The organism is Mesorhizobium sp. 2RAF45 (assembly GCF_052115225.1).
GTDB lineage: Bacteria > Pseudomonadota > Alphaproteobacteria > Rhizobiales > Rhizobiaceae > Mesorhizobium > Mesorhizobium jarvisii.
The window spans coordinates 454,704-472,388 of sequence record NZ_JBFRGG010000002.1; the positions used below are offsets into that span (position 1 = coordinate 454,704).

21 protein-coding genes and 1 tRNA gene are annotated in these 17,685 nt (G+C 62.2%); 12 read left to right on the plus strand and 10 right to left on the minus strand.

The features are described 5' to 3' along the window. Positions 1–984, minus strand: a complete 984-nt coding sequence (locus tag AB4Z43_RS07100) for a glutathione S-transferase family protein (RefSeq protein ID WP_441936657.1) — start codon at positions 982–984, stop codon at positions 1–3. 273 nt (positions 985–1,257) lie between these two features. Here AB4Z43_RS07100 and AB4Z43_RS07105 point away from each other — a divergent pair, with 273 nt between their 5' ends. The 5 genes from AB4Z43_RS07105 (at position 1,258) to AB4Z43_RS07125 (ending at position 4,967) form a co-directional block, all read left to right on the plus strand. After that, complete coding sequence (locus AB4Z43_RS07105; protein WP_038653290.1) at positions 1,258–1,782, plus strand: GNAT family N-acetyltransferase; 525 nt, start codon at positions 1,258–1,260, stop codon at positions 1,780–1,782. A gap of 129 nt (positions 1,783–1,911) precedes the next feature. Continuing rightward, entirely contained in the window at positions 1,912–2,673 is a 762-nt protein-coding gene (locus tag AB4Z43_RS07110; RefSeq protein ID WP_441936659.1) for a 3-hydroxyacyl-CoA dehydrogenase, read from the plus strand. Between the two features lie 113 nt (positions 2,674–2,786). Next, complete coding sequence (locus tag AB4Z43_RS07115; protein WP_441936661.1) at positions 2,787–3,566, plus strand: HugZ family pyridoxamine 5'-phosphate oxidase; 780 nt, start codon at positions 2,787–2,789, stop codon at positions 3,564–3,566. 155 nt (positions 3,567–3,721) lie between these two features. Continuing rightward, on the plus strand, positions 3,722–4,066 hold the full coding sequence (locus tag AB4Z43_RS07120; protein ID WP_027047319.1) for an ArsR/SmtB family transcription factor: 345 nt from the start codon (positions 3,722–3,724) through the stop codon (positions 4,064–4,066). Between the two features lie 103 nt (positions 4,067–4,169). Continuing rightward, positions 4,170–4,967, plus strand: coding sequence for a TrmH family RNA methyltransferase (locus AB4Z43_RS07125; protein ID WP_441936663.1), 798 nt, complete (start codon positions 4,170–4,172; stop codon positions 4,965–4,967). A gap of 28 nt (positions 4,968–4,995) precedes the next feature. On the opposite strand, the gene AB4Z43_RS07130 is transcribed toward AB4Z43_RS07125, so the two are convergent. Next, positions 4,996–6,147: a hypothetical protein gene (locus AB4Z43_RS07130; RefSeq protein WP_441936665.1), complete on the minus strand. Its 1,152-nt coding sequence runs from the start codon at positions 6,145–6,147 to the stop codon at positions 4,996–4,998. Positions 6,148–6,306: 159 nt separating this feature from the next. Beyond that, a complete protein-coding gene (locus AB4Z43_RS07135) occupies positions 6,307–6,843 on the minus strand; it encodes a DUF1134 domain-containing protein (RefSeq protein ID WP_223217862.1) in 537 nt (178 codons plus the stop codon). A gap of 414 nt (positions 6,844–7,257) precedes the next feature. On the opposite strand from AB4Z43_RS07135, the gene chpT reads away from it, so the two are divergent. Both chpT and AB4Z43_RS07145 read left to right on the plus strand, forming a co-directional pair. Continuing rightward, complete coding sequence (gene chpT, locus AB4Z43_RS07140; protein WP_019860754.1) at positions 7,258–7,887, plus strand: histidine phosphotransferase ChpT; 630 nt, start codon at positions 7,258–7,260, stop codon at positions 7,885–7,887. Positions 7,888–8,112: 225 nt separating this feature from the next. Beyond that, positions 8,113–8,481, plus strand: coding sequence for a response regulator (locus AB4Z43_RS07145; protein WP_019860755.1), 369 nt, complete (start codon positions 8,113–8,115; stop codon positions 8,479–8,481). A 100-nt stretch (positions 8,482–8,581) separates the two neighbouring features. Here AB4Z43_RS07145 and ctrA read toward each other — a convergent pair whose 3' ends face one another. Then, entirely contained in the window at positions 8,582–9,277 is a 696-nt protein-coding gene (ctrA, locus tag AB4Z43_RS07150) for a response regulator transcription factor CtrA (protein ID WP_006203583.1), read from the minus strand. A gap of 452 nt (positions 9,278–9,729) precedes the next feature. Between ctrA and AB4Z43_RS07155 the strand changes: the two genes are divergently transcribed. Further along, complete coding sequence (locus tag AB4Z43_RS07155; RefSeq protein ID WP_027047321.1) at positions 9,730–10,107, plus strand: flagellar export protein FliJ; 378 nt, start codon at positions 9,730–9,732, stop codon at positions 10,105–10,107. 82 nt (positions 10,108–10,189) lie between these two features. On the opposite strand, the gene AB4Z43_RS07160 is transcribed toward AB4Z43_RS07155, so the two are convergent. Continuing rightward, positions 10,190–10,588 carry a winged helix-turn-helix transcriptional regulator gene (locus tag AB4Z43_RS07160; protein WP_038649207.1) on the minus strand — a complete coding sequence of 133 codons (399 nt, stop codon included), beginning with the start codon at positions 10,586–10,588 and terminating at the stop codon, positions 10,190–10,192. 89 nt (positions 10,589–10,677) lie between these two features. Between AB4Z43_RS07160 and AB4Z43_RS07165 the strand changes: the two genes are divergently transcribed. Continuing rightward, positions 10,678–11,604, plus strand: coding sequence for an NADP-dependent oxidoreductase (locus AB4Z43_RS07165; RefSeq protein WP_441936670.1), 927 nt, complete (start codon positions 10,678–10,680; stop codon positions 11,602–11,604). A 70-nt stretch (positions 11,605–11,674) separates the two neighbouring features. Here the strand turns inward: AB4Z43_RS07165 and sciP are convergent, their stop codons facing one another. Continuing rightward, positions 11,675–11,950 (minus strand): CtrA inhibitor SciP, encoded by a 276-nt coding sequence (gene sciP / locus AB4Z43_RS07170; protein WP_006203587.1) that lies wholly within the window; start codon positions 11,948–11,950, stop codon positions 11,675–11,677. 287 nt (positions 11,951–12,237) lie between these two features. Between sciP and mnmA the strand changes: the two genes are divergently transcribed. Continuing rightward, positions 12,238–13,428 (plus strand): tRNA 2-thiouridine(34) synthase MnmA, encoded by a 1,191-nt coding sequence (gene mnmA / locus AB4Z43_RS07175; RefSeq protein ID WP_019860759.1) that lies wholly within the window; start codon positions 12,238–12,240, stop codon positions 13,426–13,428. A gap of 179 nt (positions 13,429–13,607) precedes the next feature. Here mnmA and AB4Z43_RS07180 read toward each other — a convergent pair whose 3' ends face one another. Further along, positions 13,608–14,567 carry a Gfo/Idh/MocA family protein gene (locus tag AB4Z43_RS07180; RefSeq protein WP_019860760.1) on the minus strand — a complete coding sequence of 320 codons (960 nt, stop codon included), beginning with the start codon at positions 14,565–14,567 and terminating at the stop codon, positions 13,608–13,610. A gap of 241 nt (positions 14,568–14,808) precedes the next feature. Between AB4Z43_RS07180 and AB4Z43_RS07185 the strand changes: the two genes are divergently transcribed. Further along, positions 14,809–14,885 (plus strand) — tRNA-Met (locus AB4Z43_RS07185). Positions 14,886–15,191: 306 nt separating this feature from the next. Further along, entirely contained in the window at positions 15,192–15,383 is a 192-nt protein-coding gene (locus AB4Z43_RS07190; protein WP_038653297.1) for a hypothetical protein, read from the plus strand. A 601-nt stretch (positions 15,384–15,984) separates the two neighbouring features. Here the strand turns inward: AB4Z43_RS07190 and AB4Z43_RS07195 are convergent. The 3 genes from AB4Z43_RS07195 to AB4Z43_RS07205 are packed head-to-tail and all read right to left on the minus strand — an operon-like array spanning position 15,985 to position 17,684. Further along, entirely contained in the window at positions 15,985–16,533 is a 549-nt protein-coding gene (locus AB4Z43_RS07195) for an invasion associated locus B family protein (RefSeq protein WP_069093022.1), read from the minus strand. Further along, positions 16,518–16,979, minus strand: a complete 462-nt coding sequence (locus AB4Z43_RS07200) for a DUF4189 domain-containing protein (protein WP_441936674.1) — start codon at positions 16,977–16,979, stop codon at positions 16,518–16,520. The genes AB4Z43_RS07195 and AB4Z43_RS07200 overlap by 16 nt, the downstream gene beginning before the upstream one ends. Before the next feature lie 36 nt (positions 16,980–17,015). After that, positions 17,016–17,684 carry a hypothetical protein gene (locus AB4Z43_RS07205; RefSeq protein WP_441936676.1) on the minus strand — a complete coding sequence of 223 codons (669 nt, stop codon included), beginning with the start codon at positions 17,682–17,684 and terminating at the stop codon, positions 17,016–17,018. Position 17,685 lies beyond the last annotated feature (1 nt).

The following is a 17,685-nucleotide window of genomic DNA, read 5'->3' on the forward strand; positions in this document are numbered from 1 at the left end:
TCAGGTGGCGAACCTTGCCCGGTCATGCGGCGCGCCATAGTCCAGTTCCGGCCCCACCGGCACGATCCGTGTCGGATTGATCGTTTCGTGGCTGCCGTAATAATGCGCCTTGATATGATGGAGGTTCACGGTCGCGGCGACACCTGGCACCTGGTAGAGATCGCGCAAATAGTTCGACAGGTTCGGATAGTCGGCGATGCGCCGCAAATTGCATTTGAAATGGCCGACATAGACCGGATCGAAGCGCACCAGCGTGGTGAACAGCCGCCAGTCGGCCTCGGTGATGCGGTCGCCGACGAGATAGCGCTGTTTTGACAGCCGTTCCTCCAACGTATCCAGCGCCGCGAACAATTCGCCGAACGCCTCCTCATAGGCACGCTGCGTGGTGGCGAAGCCGGCGCGGTAGACGCCGTTGTTGACCGCGGGATAGACCAACGCGTTGACGCGGTCGATCTCATTGCGCAGATCCTCGGGATAGAAATCAACGCTTGCATCGCCCCATGCGTCGAACGCCGAATTGAGCATGCGGATGATCTCTGAAGACTCGTTGGAGACGATGGTCTGCTCCTTCTTGTCCCAAAGCACCGGCACGGTCACCCGGCCGGAATAGGCGGGATCGGCCTTGGCATAGATCTGGTGCAGGAAATCCAAGCCGTAAAGCGTGTCGCCCGTGGCGCCGTCCTCGGCCAGGAATGTCCAGCCGTTGGCGCCCATGAAATGATGCACGACCGAGACGGAGATGATGCCTTCGAGCCTCTTCAGCGCGCGAAAAATCAGCGTCCGATGCGCCCACGGGCAAGCGAGCGAGACATAGAGATGGTAACGGCCCGGCTCGGCCTTGAAGCCGCGCCTCCGGCCTTCGGCCGGCGCCCCGTCGACGGTGATCCAGTCACGCCATTGCGACTGCGTTCGCACGAACCTGCCGCCATTGTCCGCCGTATCGTACCAACGATCCTGCCACCTGCCCTCGACCAGCAATCCCATGCGAATCTCCTTGCGTCCTTTCACATTATCTAGGCGCAAGCTTGCCCCGCCGAAGACATCAGGCGCTGAACAGACCGTCACTTGACGGAGACGGCGAACACATCAGGCCAATTGCGGCGGCCGAAAATTGATGCTAGCGGACACTCCGCATGTTCGACTTTGCTTTGATCCGGTTTGACCGACGACGAAAGGGCGCCCGCGCTTGATGAAGCGCTGACTGGCGAACGCTGCCGTTTGCAGCAACCTTTCCTCCTCTACCGGAACGCAAAGACCATGAGCCTTGCCGACGTGAAATACCTGCCGGAAACTCCGGCGCACGACCCCGAAATCGAAGCCATCAATGACGAGGCCTTCGGGCCCGGCCGCTTCGTGCTGGCCGCCTACAAGATCCGCGAAGCCGGCGGCCACGAGCGTGCGCTGTCCTTTGTGGCGGTCGATGGCGATCTCGTCGTCGCCTCGGTGCGCATGACCCGCATCGCCGCCGGCGCCGGCCGCGCGCTGATGCTCGGGCCGCTCGCGGTGCGGCCAGCCTTCAAGAATCTCGGCATCGGCCGTCGGCTGGTGGCGATCGCACTCGAAGCGGCTGCAAAGGCCGGCGCGCCCGCCGTCATACTGGTCGGCGACGAGCCCTATTATGGGCCGCTCGGCTTCAAGCGCATCCCGCGCGGCCAGATCTCGATGCCGCGCCCTGTCGATCTCGACCGCCTTTTGTCGCACGAGATCACGCCGGGCGCGGTGGCCAGGCTCACGGGCGAGGTCGGCCATGCCACCCAGGCCAGGGTCGCCGAGCACGTCTAGGCGATGGCTTGACCTTGACCGTCGATCCGGGCCTGATCCGTCCCTGTTTTCTTGGAGCAGTTCCAGGAAAATGTGAAACGGTTCGGCGCTTTCGTGAAATAATGAAATGCTCCGGGAGAGGATGACGCCATGAACCCGAACGGCCAGATCGCAATCGTCACCGGCGGCGGCTCCGGGCTTGGCGAGGCAACTGCGCGTGCCCTTGCCGCCAAGGGTGCCCGCGTCGCCATCTTCGATGTCGGCATCGACCGCGCCGCCAAGGTCGCGGCCGAAATCGGCGGCATTGCCGTGCAATGCGACGTCAGCAGCGCCGACAGTGGCGCCGCCGCCGTCGTCGAGACGGAGAGCAAGCTTGGCGAGCCGCGCCTCCTGGTCAATTGCGCCGGCATCGCCATTGGTATGAAGACCATCGGCAAGGACGGGCCGCACCCGCTCGATCAATACCGCAAGGTGATCGAGGTCAATCTGATCGGCACATTCAACATGATCCGCCTGGTCGCCGACCGCGCCGCCAGGCTCGAGCCGCTGCAGGGCGGCGAACGTGGCGTCATCGTCAACACCGCTTCGGTCGCCGCCTATGACGGCCAGATCGGCCAGGCCGCCTATTCCGCTTCGAAGGGCGGCGTGGTCGGCATGACCCTGCCGGTGGCGCGCGACCTCGCCCGTTCCGGCATCCGCGTCTGCACCATCGCACCCGGCATCTTCAAGACACCGATGATGGCCGGCATGCCGCAGGAGGTGCAGGATTCGCTCGGCGCCGCCGTGCCCTTCCCGTCCCGCCTCGGCGAACCGTCCGAATATGCCGCACTTGCCCTGCACGTCATCGAAAACCAGATGCTGAACGGCGAAACCATCCGCCTCGACGGCGCCATCCGCATGGCGCCGAAGTAGTATAAGTCCAGAAGTGCGATGCGGTTTTGGGCGGCTTGCATAGAACGCTTGCCAAAACCGGCATCATCGTCTGATAAGTGGAATAGGAAAATCAACTTAGCAGGACGAGACCCTTGGACGATCGAAAGAAGGACGTGATCCGCCAGACCGACGCCGAGGCGATCCGCTTGGCGAAGACGCTCCTGCGCAGCGCCCGCTTCGGCGCCCTCGCGGTGCTGGAGCCGCAGACCGGGTCGCCGCTGGCGAGCCGGGTTGGTGTTGCCACCGATATCGACGGCGCGCCGCTGATCCTGGTCTCGATGCTCTCGGCGCACACGCCCGCCATGCTTGCCGATCCACGCTGTTCCCTGCTGCTCGGCGAGCCCGGCAAGGGCGACCCGCTGGCATATCCGCGCCTGACGCTGATCTGCCAGGCGTCGCGGCTCGAGCGTGGCTCTGACACGCACGCCCGCGCCGAGCGCCGCTATCTCAACCGCAATCCCAAGGCGAGCCTCTATGCCGGGCTCGGCGACTTCTCGATCTTTCGCCTCGAGCCCCAGCGCGCCAGCCTCAATGGCGGTTTCGGCAAGGCCTATCTGCTCGATCGCTCCGATCTCGTCACCGTCGGACCCATCGTCCAAGAGCTTGCGGCGGGCGAACAATCCGCCGTCGAGCACATGAACGCGGACCATCTGGACGCGGTCGCCGTTTACGCGCATCATTACGCTGGGGCATCTGGCGACGGCTGGAGCATTGCCGGTTTGGACGTTGATGGCATGGATCTGGTGTCGGGAGACAATGTTTGCCGCGTATTCTTCCCACAACCGCTGGTATCAGCGCGGGAATTGCGACCCGTTCTGGTCGAAATGGCCAGGGGCGGCCGGGCGGCCGGGCAGGCAAATAATGAAACTTAATTGCATTTGATCAAAAGCAACACTTGAGATTTGAAAGAAATGTTCTACCCTCCAGAGAGGGCGCTGACTCGTCGGTGGCCTTTCGCAAGTGAATTTATGGATTCAGGCACCATTGCCCCCATGGCGCCTCGATGAGCAAACAGCATGGGGCATTCATGGTCTCGACAAAGCTAATCGCAAACGCCGAATCTGCTGCCGAATTTTTGATGCTCATGGGCAACGAAAAGCGGCTGTTGATTATGAGCTATCTGATCGACGGTGAAATGTCGGTCGGCGCCATCGCCGACAAGGTGATGCTCAGCCAATCCGCGCTCTCGCAGCATCTGGCCAAGCTGCGGGCGCTTGACCTCGTGGAAACCCGCCGCGACCGTCAGATGATCTACTACTCCTGCAAATCCGACGCGGTGCGCGAACTGCTTGTCGTGCTGGATGGTATTTTCGGCACCGGCAAGGAGGACCTGTCCCAGATGGCGCAGAGATTGCGCCGCGCCGGGACTTGACCGGACGCTCCTGCGCCCGCTTACCTCGCTGACGATTTCCGGAGCGTGGCTTGTGCGTCTCTCCCGACGCGCGGACCACGCTCTCGATATTTGAGCGCAGGACATGGACCCAATTCGCATCGACGACCCACGGGATTCACGCGTCGCCGCCTATCTCGATATCCGCGAGCGCGATCTTGCCGGCCGGCAAGGCCGTTTCGTCGCCGAAGGCAAAGTGGTCCTCGACCTGCTTCTGTCGTCCGGCCGCTTCGGCGCCGAATCCATTCTTGTCCTGGAAAACCGGCTCGACGGCCTGGAGGACATCCTGCACAAGGCGCCGGCGGACCTGCCGGTCTACATCGTCACCAGCGCGGTGATGGATGCGATCGCCGGCTTCCACATGCATCGCGGCATCCTGGCCATCGGCCGCAAGGAGACGCCGCAAGCGGCCGGACCGTTGCTGGATGCCCTGTCCGGCCAGGCCCTGGTGGTGGTGCTCGTCGGCATCGCCAACCAGGACAATATGGGGTCGATCTTCCGCAACGCCGCCGCCTTCGGCGCCGATGCGGTGCTGATGGATGCGACATGCTGCGATCCGCTTTACCGCAAGGCGATCCGTGTTTCCGTCGGCGCCGCGCTCAAGATCCCGTTTGCGTCCTTCACCGACACGTCAGGCTTTACGGCGACGCTCGCCGAACGGGGTTTTGAACAATTCGCCCTATCGCCGCGCGGAAATACCGACATACGCGACGCAAGGCCGGCCCAGCGCCTGGCGCTCTATCTCGGCACCGAGGGCGAAGGCCTGCCAGAAAGCCTGCTGGCGCGCCTGCAAACCGTGCGGATCACCATGTCGAAAGGCTTCGACAGCCTGAATGTCGCCGCCGCGTCAGCCATTGCCCTGCATCACTTCTCGAATCGTTGAGCAAGGGCGGCGGCGGGGCACCGCCGTTTCAGTTCGCGTCCGCCTTCTGCAAGGCCCGCACGCGGTCGGCGAGGCTGCGGTCGCCGCCGCTGGATCGGCTGTCCTGCGGCGCCGCCAGCGCCTTGGCGATCGGGGAATCGGGCCCCTCGAGCTTGGCCGTCAGGTGGACGACTTCAGCCGCCAGCTCGTTCATCTGCTCGCGCAGCGCGGCACTGGCATTCGCCGTGCCGGACGATGCCGCGGCGCCGAGATCCGCCTTGAGCCGCTTGTTCTCGCGCGCCAGTGCCGTCAGCCTGGCCTCCAGCCGCTCGCGGTCGCTATCGAGCTTGGCGATCGCCTGGTCCAGATCATCGCGCTGTTTGGCATCGTCATGCCTGCCCGCTTCATCCGGCTTGCCGACCAGCCGCAAGGCCGGTGCGCCATCCTCGGCCTTCGCCTTTTCGCGCAGCCGCGCCAGCTCCTTTTCGCGGCGGTCGAGCTTGTCCTCGCGATCGGCGAGCGTCGCCAGCAGCCGTTCGACCTTCTTGTCGAGTTCGGCCACCCTTTTCTTCTCCGCCTTCAGCGCGTCGCGCGCGGCCTTGCTTTCGGCCGCGATCTCCTGCTGGCGCCGGTCCGCTTCCTTGCGCTGGCCGCGCAGCAGCGCGATATCGCTGGCCAGCTTCTGCAATTCGGACTCCCGCGCCACGAGCTCGATCTGGCGGCTGGAGGAGGAAAAACTGGCATCGTCATACATGCGCTCCAGCTTTTCGAGCTCAAGCGCCCGCTTCTCCAGCTTGCGTTCGGTTTCCTTGAGCAGCTCCGAAAGCCGGTGCAGTTCCTCTTCGCGCTGCCGCAGCGCCTCGTTCTTGGCGCCGAGTTCGGCAAGTGCGTGGTTCTTGTCCGTGCGCTCGATCGCCAACCCCTTCAACGCCTCGTGGCCACGACTGATCTCGACGAGCTGTTCGGCCGCTTTCTCGCGCAGCGCCTTGACGTTCATTTCGAGGCGGCGGTTTGCCATGGCGTATTCCGCCCGGATGCGGTCCTTGTCTGCCTGGATTTCGGTCTGCGTGAGCGGGATAGAGGCCTCGATGCGCCTGCGGGTCAACGCGACGGCACGGCGCCAGACAGCCGGAGCCACCATCAGCGCCAGGAAGCCGGCGCAGAGAAAGCCGAGGGCAAAGAACAGGACCGACTGAACCAAAGGACTACCCGCTATCGGCGGCAACCGCCGGAACTGGACCGCATCACACTGGCATGGCGGAAATCCGGCGCTGCGGCAAGAGCTTGCCACAGCGTGTGGAGGGTCAAAGGGCTACAATTCCCATCGAAAACTTGGCATTGAGGTCATGACGGGTGGACTTTAGAACGGATTCCAGGTTGCCCGCTCGGTCAGTTTTAGATAGCCGAGATTGACGCCGAGCCGGGCGCCGACGCCGGTGCGGATCGGCACCAGGAGCACATTGTTGTTCTTCAGCACATTGAAGCCGACGCCCGCCACCACATAGGCCGAACCGGCGACGCCGCCATAGCGGTTGTAGAGGTTGCTGACATCGTCGAGATTGTAGACCAGCATCATCACCCGGGACCCCTCGCCGCCGAAATCCCAACCCAGCGACGGGCCTTGCCAGAACACTTTGTGGTCGCCGGCATTCTTGGTGTAGAGTGTGCCTTCGCCGTAGGTCAGGCCGCCGATCAGCGCGCCCGACCCCTCTTCACCGAGCAGATAGCCATTGGGCAGGCCGTAGGAGGCGAAGATCTTCTCGACGACGGTGGCGAGCCCACCCGATGTCGCGCCGAAGAACTTGTGACCGGAATCGACAATCTCCTGAGCGGTGTACTCCTGGGCCCTCAGGGCTGAAGTCGAGAAGACGAGGACGCCCATGAGCGTGATCGCCATTGAGCAGACACGGAGAAACTTCCGGCCTGAGATGACACGGAGGAAACTCCGGTCGTAGAATCGGGAAAACATGCTTCCAATCTCCGTCATGGAGCACTTTCGCCGACGCCTCGCATCCGGTCCGGCTCTTTAGGCGGCCGTTAAGGATGACTGTTAGGGGCAAACTATGCCGTAATCCTTTTTCAACCATTAACTCCCACAGGAAGATGGCGGTTCGAAGGCTAGCTTTTGGGGTCGCGCGGCGCTGAAAGTCTGCGCAAACGCGCCATTTGCCGACGACAATTTTGGATTTGTTGCTGTACGTACGGGTGCTGTGTATTCAGAAAGCCTCGGGTTGAGGCGTGATTCGTGTGGGCAGGCGCGACGATCAATCGCTCGGCCAGGAATTGTGGAATTTTGCAGGGATTTTCACCGATGGCCGATCTGTTCACCCTTTCCGCGCCTGACCTCGCGGCGCTTCTGTGCAGCCGCGTCTGTCACGACATTATCTCGCCGGTCGGCGCGATCAACAATGGGCTTGAACTGCTTGACGAGGGCGGCGCCGACGAAGACGCCATGCGGCTCATCCGCCAGAGCGCCAAGAACGCCTCGGCCCGGTTGCAGTTCGCCCGCATCGCCTTCGGCGCGGCAGGCTCCGCTGGCATGCTTATAGACACCGGCGACGCCGAAGCGGTGGCGATCGCCTTCCTCAAGAACGAAAAGCCGGAACTGACCTGGAACGGGGCGCGCGCGCTGCTGCCCAAGAACAAGGTCAAGTTGCTGCTCAACCTGATCCTCGTCGCCAACGCCGCCATTCCACGTGGCGGCAAGCTGGTCGTCACCCTCGAGAATCTCGAAACCGAGCCGCGCATTTCCCTTTCGGCAAGCGGTCCGATGCTGCGCGTGCCACCGAAATTCCTCGAACTGCATTCCGGTCACAAGCCGGAAGAGCCGATCGATGCGCATTCGGTGCAGCCCTACTACACGCTGCTGCTGGCCCGCGAGGCCGGGATGACGATATCGATCCATGCGACGGCGGAAGAAATCGTGCTTTCGGCAGCCTGAGCGTCCGGCCGGCTTGCCGGGAGAACAAAGTATTTCAACGGCGTAATATTGCCGTGACGGCTCAATCCGCAGCGGCAGCGAAGCATTCGTGAAGAAAAGCCTCTCGGGCGGCATCTTTCCAAAAATTTTACCTAAAGACTTTTCGGGTTCTTTACCAGATCGGCCTAGGGTGGTCGCCAGATGCCCCGCACGACCGGATTGCCCCAAGGCAAAGAGGACCCGGAAATGAAACGCTGCATGTTCGTCGACGATTCAAGCGTCATCAGGAAGGTTGCAAAACGCATCCTGGGTGGCTCCGACATGGTGGTCATCGAAGCAGCCAGCGGGCTTGACGCACTGGAGATGTGCGCCGCCGACATGCCCGACATCATCGTCGTCGACGGTGCCCTGCCGGACGTGCAGGCGGTTGACCTCATCCGCCGCGTGCGCGCCATGGAAAGCCCGATAAGGCCGCAGATCCTGATCTCGCTGGTCGAGCTCGACATCGCCTCGATCATGCGGGCCAAGCGCGCCGGCGCCCAGGGCTATCTCCTGAAGCCGTTCAATCGCCCGCAATTGCTCGAGCGCTTTCGCAACCTGAAAATCGCCGCTTGAGGCGGCACAGGCCGCTCATCGCTGATCCATGACGCAAAAAGCCCGGCCGAAGCCGGGTTTTTTGTTGAAGATGAAAAATGATTCGGGCGGCGCTTACCGCTCAGGCGCTGACGCGGATGTCTTCGGGTTCGCGCAGCACGTAGCCGCGGCCCCAGACCGTCTCGATGTAGTTCTGGCCACCGGATGCCGCGTCGAGCTTCTTGCGCAGCTTGCAGATGAAGACGTCGATGATCTTCAATTCCGGCTCATCCATGCCGCCATAGAGGTGGTTGAGGAACATTTCCTTGGTCAGCGTGGTGCCCTTGCGCAGCGAGAGCAGCTCCAGCATCTGGTATTCCTTGCCGGTGAGGTGCACGCGCTGGCCGCCGACCTCGACGGTCTTGGCGTCGAGGTTGACCACCAGGTCACCGGTGGTGATGACCGACTGGGCGTGGCCCTTGGAGCGCCGCACGATGGCATGGATGCGCGCCACCAGCTCGTCCTTGTGGAACGGCTTGGTCATGTAGTCGTCAGCGCCGAAACCGAGGCCGCGCACCTTGTCCTCGATACCGGCCATGCCGGACAGGATCAGGATCGGCGTCTTTACCTTGGACAGGCGAAGCGTTCTCAAGACCTCGTAGCCGGACATGTCGGGCAGGTTGAGATCGAGAAGGATGATATCGTAGTCGTAGAGTTTGCCCAGATCGACACCCTCTTCGCCGAGGTCCGTCGTATAGACATTGAAACTTTCCGATTTCAGCATCAGTTCGATGCTTTGTGCGGTTGCACTGTCATCTTCTATCAGCAGAACACGCATTTCATTCCCCTTTTCTGCTGCCGGACCATTTCACGACCCGTCCTGCCCCGGAGCAGTGGTTGCCTTGTGCAGAGGCTGCCATTGAATGGTTAACAAAACCTAATTTCCCGTCCATGACGGTATCAGATTTTTTAACCCCTATCTACACCCTCTTGAATCTAATAACGAATCTCATACCCAAATTCCTAATGCAACACATTAACAACCTGGACTAAGCGACTCCAGGGACTCATCGACGCGCCTTCGCTTCGGCGACCGGAATTTTTACCCGGCCTTAAGTCCTGACCCGTATGATTAACAATGCCCGTAAACGAATGGTTACCGCCGGCAAAAAACTTTAGGGTTTTGTTTCCCATAGTTCGGGAGATGCCGGTGGACACCGGGCAATGCCTGGGCCTTTCCAGGTGGTTTGGACGATATGTGCGGGTGTGCGTTTCCGGGAGTACCGAATCATGAAGTCACGTGAAAACCTCGTTCGGCTGAAACAGTTTCAGGTGAATGAGAAGCGGCGGCAACTGCTGCAGCTCGACATGATGATCGCCGAGTTCGAACGCATGGCCGTCGAACTGGAGCTTCAGATCACCGCCGAGGAAAAGAAAGCCGGCATCACCGACATCAATCATTTCGCCTATCCGACCTTCGCCAAGGCGGCGCGCTTGCGCCGCGACAACCTCAGAAATTCGCAAAGCGACCTCGCCCAACAGCGAAGCACTGCCGAATCATTACTCGGCGAAGCTGAAGCGGAGCTTTCCAAAGCTGAAATGCTGGAATCGCGCGACACCAAGGTCCGCGAAGCCGAAACCGGCGGCCGCAGCGCCATGATCGGCTGACCCGGCGAGATCGGCACCGGCGCGGGCGGGGAGCTCATCGGGCCATCGGCCCGAGCCACCCACTTGCCGCGAGATCCCCGCTCTAGGCGGCCCAATCCCCTTCATTGACGGCGATCGCCCTGGCACGGGCATCCTTGATGTCAGGCGCGTGCTGCTCCGCCCATCCCCTGATCTGGGTAAGCAGCTCCCCTAGATTATGGCCGAGCTCGGTCAATTCATATTCGACGCGCGGCGGAATGACCGGAAAGATCTCACGCCGCACCAGGCCATCGCGCTCGAGCACGCGCAATGTCTGCGCCAGCATCTTGGGCGTGATGCCTTCGAGCTTGCGGGCAAGCTCTCCATTGCGCAGCCGGCCTTTGCGCAGCGCGCAAACCACCAGATAGACCCATTTGCTGGCCAGCATCTCGAGCACGGTGTGGGAAGGACACGTCCGCCGGAACGCATCATAGCCGAAGGGGGAGTCGTCATTACTATCCATGAGGTGCGTATATATCAAAAAGGTACATACTGGACAAGGGAATATTACTATCCAAATGATAGCGACACCAACCAAGCAGGAGAGATACCATGCGTGCCGTTATCCAGAATTCCTTCGGCGGACCCGAAGTCCTTGTCATCGCCAACCAGATCGATCCCTCTCCCAAGGCCGGCGAAGTGCTGGTCCGCGTCAAGGCAGCCGGCATCAACCCGGTCGACGGCGCCGTCCGCTCTGGTCACTATAAGCTTCTCGGAGAGCCGCCCTTCATCCTCGGCTGGGATATTTCGGGAACCGTCGAGGCGCTCGGCGCCGGCGTCATCGGCCTCAAGGTCGGCGACGAGGTGTTCGGCATGCCACGCTTCCCCAAGCAGGCGGCGGCTTACGCCGAGCTTACAGCAGTGCCGGCCGACGAGATCGCGCCGAAGCCGAAGGCGGCGGACTATGTCCAGGCAGGCGCGCTGCCGCTGGCCGGCCTGACCGCCTGGCAGGGCCTTGTCCGCCATGGCGCCTTGAAATCGGGCCAGCGCGTGCTGGTGCATGCGGCGGCCGGCGGCGTCGGCCACCTGGCGGTGCAGATCGCCAAGGCGCGCGGCGCTTACGTCATCGCCACCGCCAGCCCCAACAAGCTCGATTTCGTCCGCGAGCTCGGCGCCGACGACGTCATCGACTATACCCAAGGCGATTTTACCGGCCGGGTCAGCGAGATCGATCTGGTGCTGGACCCAATCGGCGGCGATCATGCCGAACGCTCGCTGAAGGTCATCAGGAACGGCGGCGTGCTGGTGTCCTTGCTGAACCTGAACGACACCACCAAGGCGCTGGCCAGCGCGCGCGACATCCGCGTCGAGCGCATGTCTGTCGTGCCTGACCGCGATGGCCTGGTGGAACTTGGCCGGTTGATCGACGCGAACAAGCTCTCCGACCATGTGGCCAAGAGCTTCCCGCTCGAAGAGGCCGGGGCCGCCCACGCCTTTCTCGCCACCAAGCCGATTGGCAAGGTGGTGCTGACGGTTTGAACAACGAAAGACACGACCTAAAAGCAAAAGGGCGCGGAATGCCGCGCCCTTTTGTCTCTTCAGCCCGACCCTAGTGCCGGTATTGCTGGATGCGCGTGGTGCGCAGCCCGGCAAGGCCATATTCGTCGATCGACGCCTGCCAGGACAGGAATTCCTCGGTGGTCAGCTTGTAGCGCTGGCATGCCTCTTCGAGGCTCAAAAGCCCGCCGCGCACCGCCGCGACCACTTCCGCCTTGCGCCGGATAACCCAGCGACGCGTGTTGGTCGGCGGCAGATCGGCAATCGTGAGAGGGCTGCCGTCAGGCCCGATAACATACTTAACTCTAGGTCTAACCAGATCGGTCATCGTACTCTCTACAAAAAACTCAAAGACCCAATCCCCGCCACGTTACCGCCACAGCTTTAAAAATTGCCTAAGCAGACCCTAATGACTAGGTAAGGATCGTGAACGCCGCGTTAGTCTTTTCGCAGGCATTTGAAACATCCGGCTGGAAGCCTTGAATTGGTTGGAAAAAATCCGGCCGATCGCGGATCGCCCGCAAACCGTCGATCGCCTTGCAAGCTGGCGCCGGCGGAAAGCTTGACCTATATTCTCGACATTGGCATTCAGACGCCGCTCAGAATGAAAGCATCATGAACAGTCTCGACCTTCCCGGACGTCCCGAAAACACCCGCATCGTCGTCGCCATGTCGGGCGGCGTGGATTCGTCCGTGGTCGCCGGCCTGTTGAAGCGCGAAGGTTATGATGTCGTCGGCGTCACCCTGCAGCTTTACGATCACGGCGCGGCCACGCACCGGGCCGGTTCATGCTGCGCCGGACAGGACATTGACGATGCCCGCCGCGTTTCCGAGACGCTTGGCATTCCCCACTACGTGCTCGATTACGAGGAGCGCTTCCGCAAGGCGGTTATCGACCCCTTCGCCGAGAGCTATGTCGCCGGCGAGACCCCCATTCCTTGCGTCTCCTGCAACCAGACTGTGAAGTTCGCCGATCTGCTGGCCACCGCCAAGGAACTGGGCGCCGATGCGCTCGCCACCGGCCACTACATTCGCTCCGGTGCCAATGGCACCCACCGCGCGCTCTACCGGCCGGTCGATGCCGATCGCGACCAGAGCTATTTCCTGTTCGCCACCACGCAGGCGCAGATCGACTATCTGCGCTTTCCCCTGGGCGGCCTGTCGAAGCCGCAGGTTCGCGCCATGGCCGAGGAGATGGGGCTGACCGTGGCGGCCAAGCAGGACAGCCAGGACATCTGCTTCGTGCCGCAGGGCAAATATTCCGACATCATCGCCAAGCTGAAGCCGGCCGCCGCCAATCCGGGCGACATCGTCCATATCGACGGCCGCGTGCTCGGCCGCCACGAGGGCATATTGCGCTACACGATCGGCCAGCGCCGCGGCATCGGCATCGCGTCGGGCGAGCCGCTCTATGTCGTCCATCTCGATGCCGAACGGGCCCGCGTCATCGTCGGCCCGCGCGAGGCGCTGGAGACGCACAAGATCTATCTGCGCAACATGAACTGGCTTGGCGACGGACCGCTCGACGATATTCCCGAAGGCGGCCTCGAACTGTTCGCCAAGGTGCGCTCGACCAGGCCGCCGCGTCCGGCGGTGCTGCGCCACGTCGCGGGCGTGACGTCCGTCGAACTGGCCGACGGCGAGTCCGGCATCGCGCCCGGCCAGGCCTGCGTGCTCTATTCCGACGACGGTAACGAAGCGCGCGTCTTCGGCGGCGGCTTCATCGAGCGCTCCGAGCGCGGCGCCGAGGCCGAAGCCATGCTGACGAAGCTTGCAGCAAGGCCGGCGCAAATTCCCGCCGAATAAACACTACCCTCTCAGAGACCGTTTCGAAATTCGCTCTGGCGAGTCATATGGTGGTGGTTTCGAGAACCGGAGCGCAGCGGACATTCGGGTCCGTGAGCTCAGGTCTACTGCACGCAGTAGAACGGGGAAGCGCAGAAAACGCCATCAGATGGCCGCCAGAGTAGAATCTCCAAACGGTCTCAGGACTTGGTGTGGGTGACCGTCCCCGCCGTCAGGATGCGCAGCACCCTGATTGCTTCCTCGCCGCTGGTGCGCGGCTCGGCCCGTGTCTCGATGCAGTGGATGAAATGCTCAAGCTCGCGCGTCAGCGGCATGCCTTGCGCAACCGCGACATAGGACGGCTCGTTGGTGGTGAAGGCCCATTGGCCGCTGTCCTGCCAGACCGCATGGCGGTAGACGGCAAGCTTGCGCTCCCACGGCTCGACATCGTCGAACACCGCCATCGCCTTGGTGCCGACCACGGTCAGCCGCCTTTCGCGATAGGGGTTGAGCCGCGACGTGAAAAGATGGCTGCGCAGGCCGTTGGGAAAGCGCATGTGCAGATGCGCGAAGTCGCTGAGATTGTCGAGGAGTGCCGCACCCTCGCCGCGCACCTCGATCGGCTCGGTACCGGTGATGGCCAGGATCATCGACAGATCGTGCGGCGCCAGGTCCCACAGCGCATCATTCTCGGTATGGAACTTGCCAAGGCCAAGCCGGTGCGAGTGGATGTAACGAACCTCGCCAAGCTCGCCATTGTCGATCAGCCCCTTCAGCGTCTCGAAGGCGGGATGAAAACGCAGGACATGGCCGACCATGAAGACGCGGCCATTGTCCTTGGCCGCCTGCACCGAGCGCTCGGCATCCGGCACGGTCAGTGCGATCGGCTTTTCCACCAGCACGTCCTTGCCGCTCTCGACGGCGCGCACGGAGAGGTCGGCATGATATTGTGGCGGCAAGGCCATGACGATGGCGTCGATGTCGTCCCGGCCGAACAGTTGGTCCGGCTCGATCGCCAGGCAATCCTGTTCGCTGGCAAAGCCTTCGGCACGCGCCCGGTTGGCGTCGGAAACCGCGTGCAGCGCGCCAAGCGCCTTGAGGGTGCGGATATGGTTGCTGCCCCAGTATCCGCAACCGAGGACTGCAATGCGCGGCTTCATCTGTTTCAAACTCTAAAAACTCGTGGCCGAGACATAGCGACGTGCCCCTTCGAACTCAACCCCGGCGGTTGCAACCAAATGTCCATGCGGCAAAGCTTTTTTCGGCAATGAGAATATGCGGCGATATGGAATGTTTCGAAGCTTGACAGGCTCGCCCTCCCAACCTTATATCCGCGCGACCTTGGCGAACGCCTCGAAATGCCTTTTGATTTAAGGAGGATTTCGGGCCTTTCGCCGCCCTGGCGGGGTAGCTCAGTTGGTTAGAGCACGGGAATCATAATCCTGGGGTCGGGGGTTCAAGTCCCTCTCCCGCTACCAAATTCTTCAAATAAGAATCAGCTACCTGGATCCCCTCAACTGCATCCGGGTGGATGATTTCAAGTCGCGTCCGGAGCCAACGCCTCCTGATGTCGCTGAAGAGGCGGTTTAAAGCCCGCGCTCTCAGACAGAGGCGTGCGTGCCGATCGGGGGGCCTGATCTTCGGCTGAGGATGGAGGGCACCGTCCTGCCGCGCGGATAAATTCCTAGAGACAACGAATGTCCCGATACACATTTGATATTGAAAACGGATTCGGACGACCGTTATAAAATCGACGTTCACCATTGCTTTCTAAGGAGCTTGCGATGGATAGCGTGGCGCGTGACAGCGAGGTCAATCCTTGCGTTGAAGTGATCGAAGCCTGCGGGGAGTGGTTCGTCCGTGTGGTCGATGGCGACGAAGAACTAACCCGAGCATTCGAACAGGAGTCGTTTGCCCTGGCATATGCAGAGGGTCAGCGAAGACGTCTCGGGCTCGCTGATTTCGATCGGCTGTAGGCTAACCGTGGGGAATGGCCGGTGCGGGTGGGCTTTGGGGCGCGACGGACGCCGCACCGGCCATTGCGGTGAGTTTTCGGGTTCCTCCCCGCTCCAATGAGTTTGTCCGTATATTAGCAAATTTGCAACTAAGCCTGTTGGGCTACCCAGCAGTAGGAGGCTGTACCGGCCGCGGGGCGCTTCATCCGATAAACTCGACTTCCTTGCCGGTGACATGTCGCACGGCCTTCAGCCGGCTTTGACTTCCTTCATTCGCATGTTTCGCGGATATCAATAGGAGTGCATATTCCCGCCAGCCGGCGCCGCCCGTCCTCAAGGCCCCTGTCGGTCAGGCCCAGCGGCCTTCCGCTGCCAGTCCCCCTAGCAACCCCAGGCGCTGGGCCGTTGCCGACGATCACGGCCTGCGGCCTTTGAGTCCGAGCACCCGAGGATCCTCAAAGATCCTGATGCATCGGAGTGTGCTCAAAGGCTCTCGCCGCGACGGAGATTCCGACCTGCTGCCATGCGGGCGCCCGTGTGGCACCGGGGACGGCCTCGGCACGCCAACGTTCCACGGAACCCGGCGAAGGCCAGTTGGCATCACAGGCCGCCGCCCTTGTCCCTACCGTGCGCTCAATGCGACCATGCGGTCGAGCGCCGCGGTCAGGCCGTGCAGCGACACTGGGAATGTCAGCGGCGTCTCTGCATCTGTCGTGACATTGAGCTTCAGCACCTCGCCTACCCTCAGCTTTCCGAGCACGGATCGGTCAATGGAAAACACCGCGATGCAGCCTGTCGGCAAGCAGGTCCTGAAGCGCTGCGGGGACAATGGCGGCTGATCGTCGATCTGGGGCGTCACCCCCGGATCGAGCAAGATGCCGAAGGGCAGAAGCAGGGTGGCCATCGTCGACCCGTCCGCGCGCCTTTGTATCTCCATGGCAAGCAGCCTTTGGCCGTTCTGCTGGACCTGGTCCTGCGAAAGCGTACAGACCCTCGCATTCTCCTGGACAGAGCAAGCCACGCTCCAGTCCTGATAGACTTCGCGCAGCGATGACGGCCCATTTGGAGCAGTCGCAGTCTGCTGTTCAGCCGACGCTGGCGGCATCAACGAGAATGCGATTGCCCCGTATGCGCAGGCGGCCTTGAGGCCACGCTTCATGTGCAGACCCATTCACGGATCTTGCATTTGGCCCCTGACGCCTCGCAGGCCTGCAAGGCGAGGTTTTCGGCCTCCCGGCGGGTCTCTGCCGAGTTCACGCCCCAGGGCGTGAAACGGTTCTCGACCTTGTCGGCCATGGCCAGCGCGCCGCAGTGCTTGTAGGGAAAGCCGGTTTCGTCGTCGTCAGTCCAATGGCGATGGTTGCGGAAGACGGAGACGACGTTGCACGCCTTGCCGCCGGCGTTCTCGCAATGTTTCTGCGCGATGTCCTTCGCCTCCTGCCGCTTGTTCGCCCCCCAGAAGAAGCCGTATTTGCTGTCGGACTGCGAATAGGCGATGGCCGCCCAGATGCCTTTTTCCTCCTGCTGCGGCTCCGACGGCGCCACCAGGTCGGCCGAGACGACGTGTCCGCTCCACAACAAGGTCAAGCCCAAAACTGCCAAAGCCCGCAATCTCATGGTCGGCACCCCTTTCCTTGATCCTGGTCGCTTCGCCTACTTCGCCGCTGAAGCGACGGAGATCACCACGCAGCTTTTGCCTGTCGGCAAGAGAAGGGCCTCACCGGCATTGCCGCCGAGCTCGTACACCTCCACCTGCCCGAGATGGTCGGTGATCTTGCTGCCTTGCGGAAGAATGGACGGGATGTCGGCGCACGGGCTGGCGAACGGCGCCACCCGCACCATCGTCCCTTCGCAACCCGAAGCGGTGGGCGATGCGAAAACGACGCCGGCGGCAGGCCCGCTATAGCGTTCCGTCGCATAGTCCATGCCGACGAAGGCCTGGACCGCATGCTTGTCGGCGGCGTGGTCGTTCCATAAGGATTTGACGCTGTATTTCGTGCCTGTCGTCAAGATCTGCCCGAGCACCGGATAGATGGTCGAACAGGCCTGGACCCCGGCCTGCTTGACATGCTCGAGAAAGGGCGTGTCCGGAAGCGCCGGGTTGGCCGTCTCGGGCTGTGCGGCCGTCGCGCTGCCGACCAGATTGGCGATCGCGGCATAGTTCCCGGCGGCGAAGCCAAGGCCGGCCACGACGAGCCCCAACAATGAAAATCCGACGACGCGCGACCATCGCCGCCGCGTCGGTTCGACGAGCTTCTGCCGATCCGCCTCGACGGCCGGGCTGCTGCGTTTTGCGGACATGAACTGGTCCTGCTGGCTCATT

Coding starts and splice junctions, on each gene's coding strand:
- AB4Z43_RS07110 (WP_441936659.1), top strand. CDS start 1,912: ATGAACCCGAACGGCCAGATCGCAATCGTCACCGGCGGCGGCTCCGGG.
- AB4Z43_RS07195 (WP_069093022.1), bottom strand. CDS start 16,533: ATGGGTCTGCACATGAAGCGTGGCCTCAAGGCCGCCTGCGCATACGGG.
- AB4Z43_RS07190 (WP_038653297.1), top strand. CDS start 15,192: ATGGATAGCGTGGCGCGTGACAGCGAGGTCAATCCTTGCGTTGAAGTG.
- ctrA (WP_006203583.1), bottom strand. CDS start 9,277: ATGCGTGTTCTGCTGATAGAAGATGACAGTGCAACCGCACAAAGCATC.
- AB4Z43_RS07165 (WP_441936670.1), top strand. CDS start 10,678: ATGCGTGCCGTTATCCAGAATTCCTTCGGCGGACCCGAAGTCCTTGTC.
- AB4Z43_RS07100 (WP_441936657.1), bottom strand. CDS start 984: ATGGGATTGCTGGTCGAGGGCAGGTGGCAGGATCGTTGGTACGATACG.
- sciP (WP_006203587.1), bottom strand. CDS start 11,950: ATGACCGATCTGGTTAGACCTAGAGTTAAGTATGTTATCGGGCCTGAC.
- AB4Z43_RS07205 (WP_441936676.1), bottom strand. CDS start 17,684: ATGAGCCAGCAGGACCAGTTCATGTCCGCAAAACGCAGCAGCCCGGCC.
- AB4Z43_RS07180 (WP_019860760.1), bottom strand. CDS start 14,567: ATGAAGCCGCGCATTGCAGTCCTCGGTTGCGGATACTGGGGCAGCAAC.
- AB4Z43_RS07200 (WP_441936674.1), bottom strand. CDS start 16,979: ATGAGATTGCGGGCTTTGGCAGTTTTGGGCTTGACCTTGTTGTGGAGC.
- chpT (WP_019860754.1), top strand. CDS start 7,258: ATGGCCGATCTGTTCACCCTTTCCGCGCCTGACCTCGCGGCGCTTCTG.
- AB4Z43_RS07155 (WP_027047321.1), top strand. CDS start 9,730: ATGAAGTCACGTGAAAACCTCGTTCGGCTGAAACAGTTTCAGGTGAAT.
- mnmA (WP_019860759.1), top strand. CDS start 12,238: ATGAACAGTCTCGACCTTCCCGGACGTCCCGAAAACACCCGCATCGTC.
- AB4Z43_RS07160 (WP_038649207.1), bottom strand. CDS start 10,588: ATGGATAGTAATGACGACTCCCCCTTCGGCTATGATGCGTTCCGGCGG.
- AB4Z43_RS07135 (WP_223217862.1), bottom strand. CDS start 6,843: ATGGCGATCACGCTCATGGGCGTCCTCGTCTTCTCGACTTCAGCCCTG.
- AB4Z43_RS07120 (WP_027047319.1), top strand. CDS start 3,722: ATGGTCTCGACAAAGCTAATCGCAAACGCCGAATCTGCTGCCGAATTT.
- AB4Z43_RS07125 (WP_441936663.1), top strand. CDS start 4,170: ATGGACCCAATTCGCATCGACGACCCACGGGATTCACGCGTCGCCGCC.
- AB4Z43_RS07105 (WP_038653290.1), top strand. CDS start 1,258: ATGAGCCTTGCCGACGTGAAATACCTGCCGGAAACTCCGGCGCACGAC.
- AB4Z43_RS07145 (WP_019860755.1), top strand. CDS start 8,113: ATGAAACGCTGCATGTTCGTCGACGATTCAAGCGTCATCAGGAAGGTT.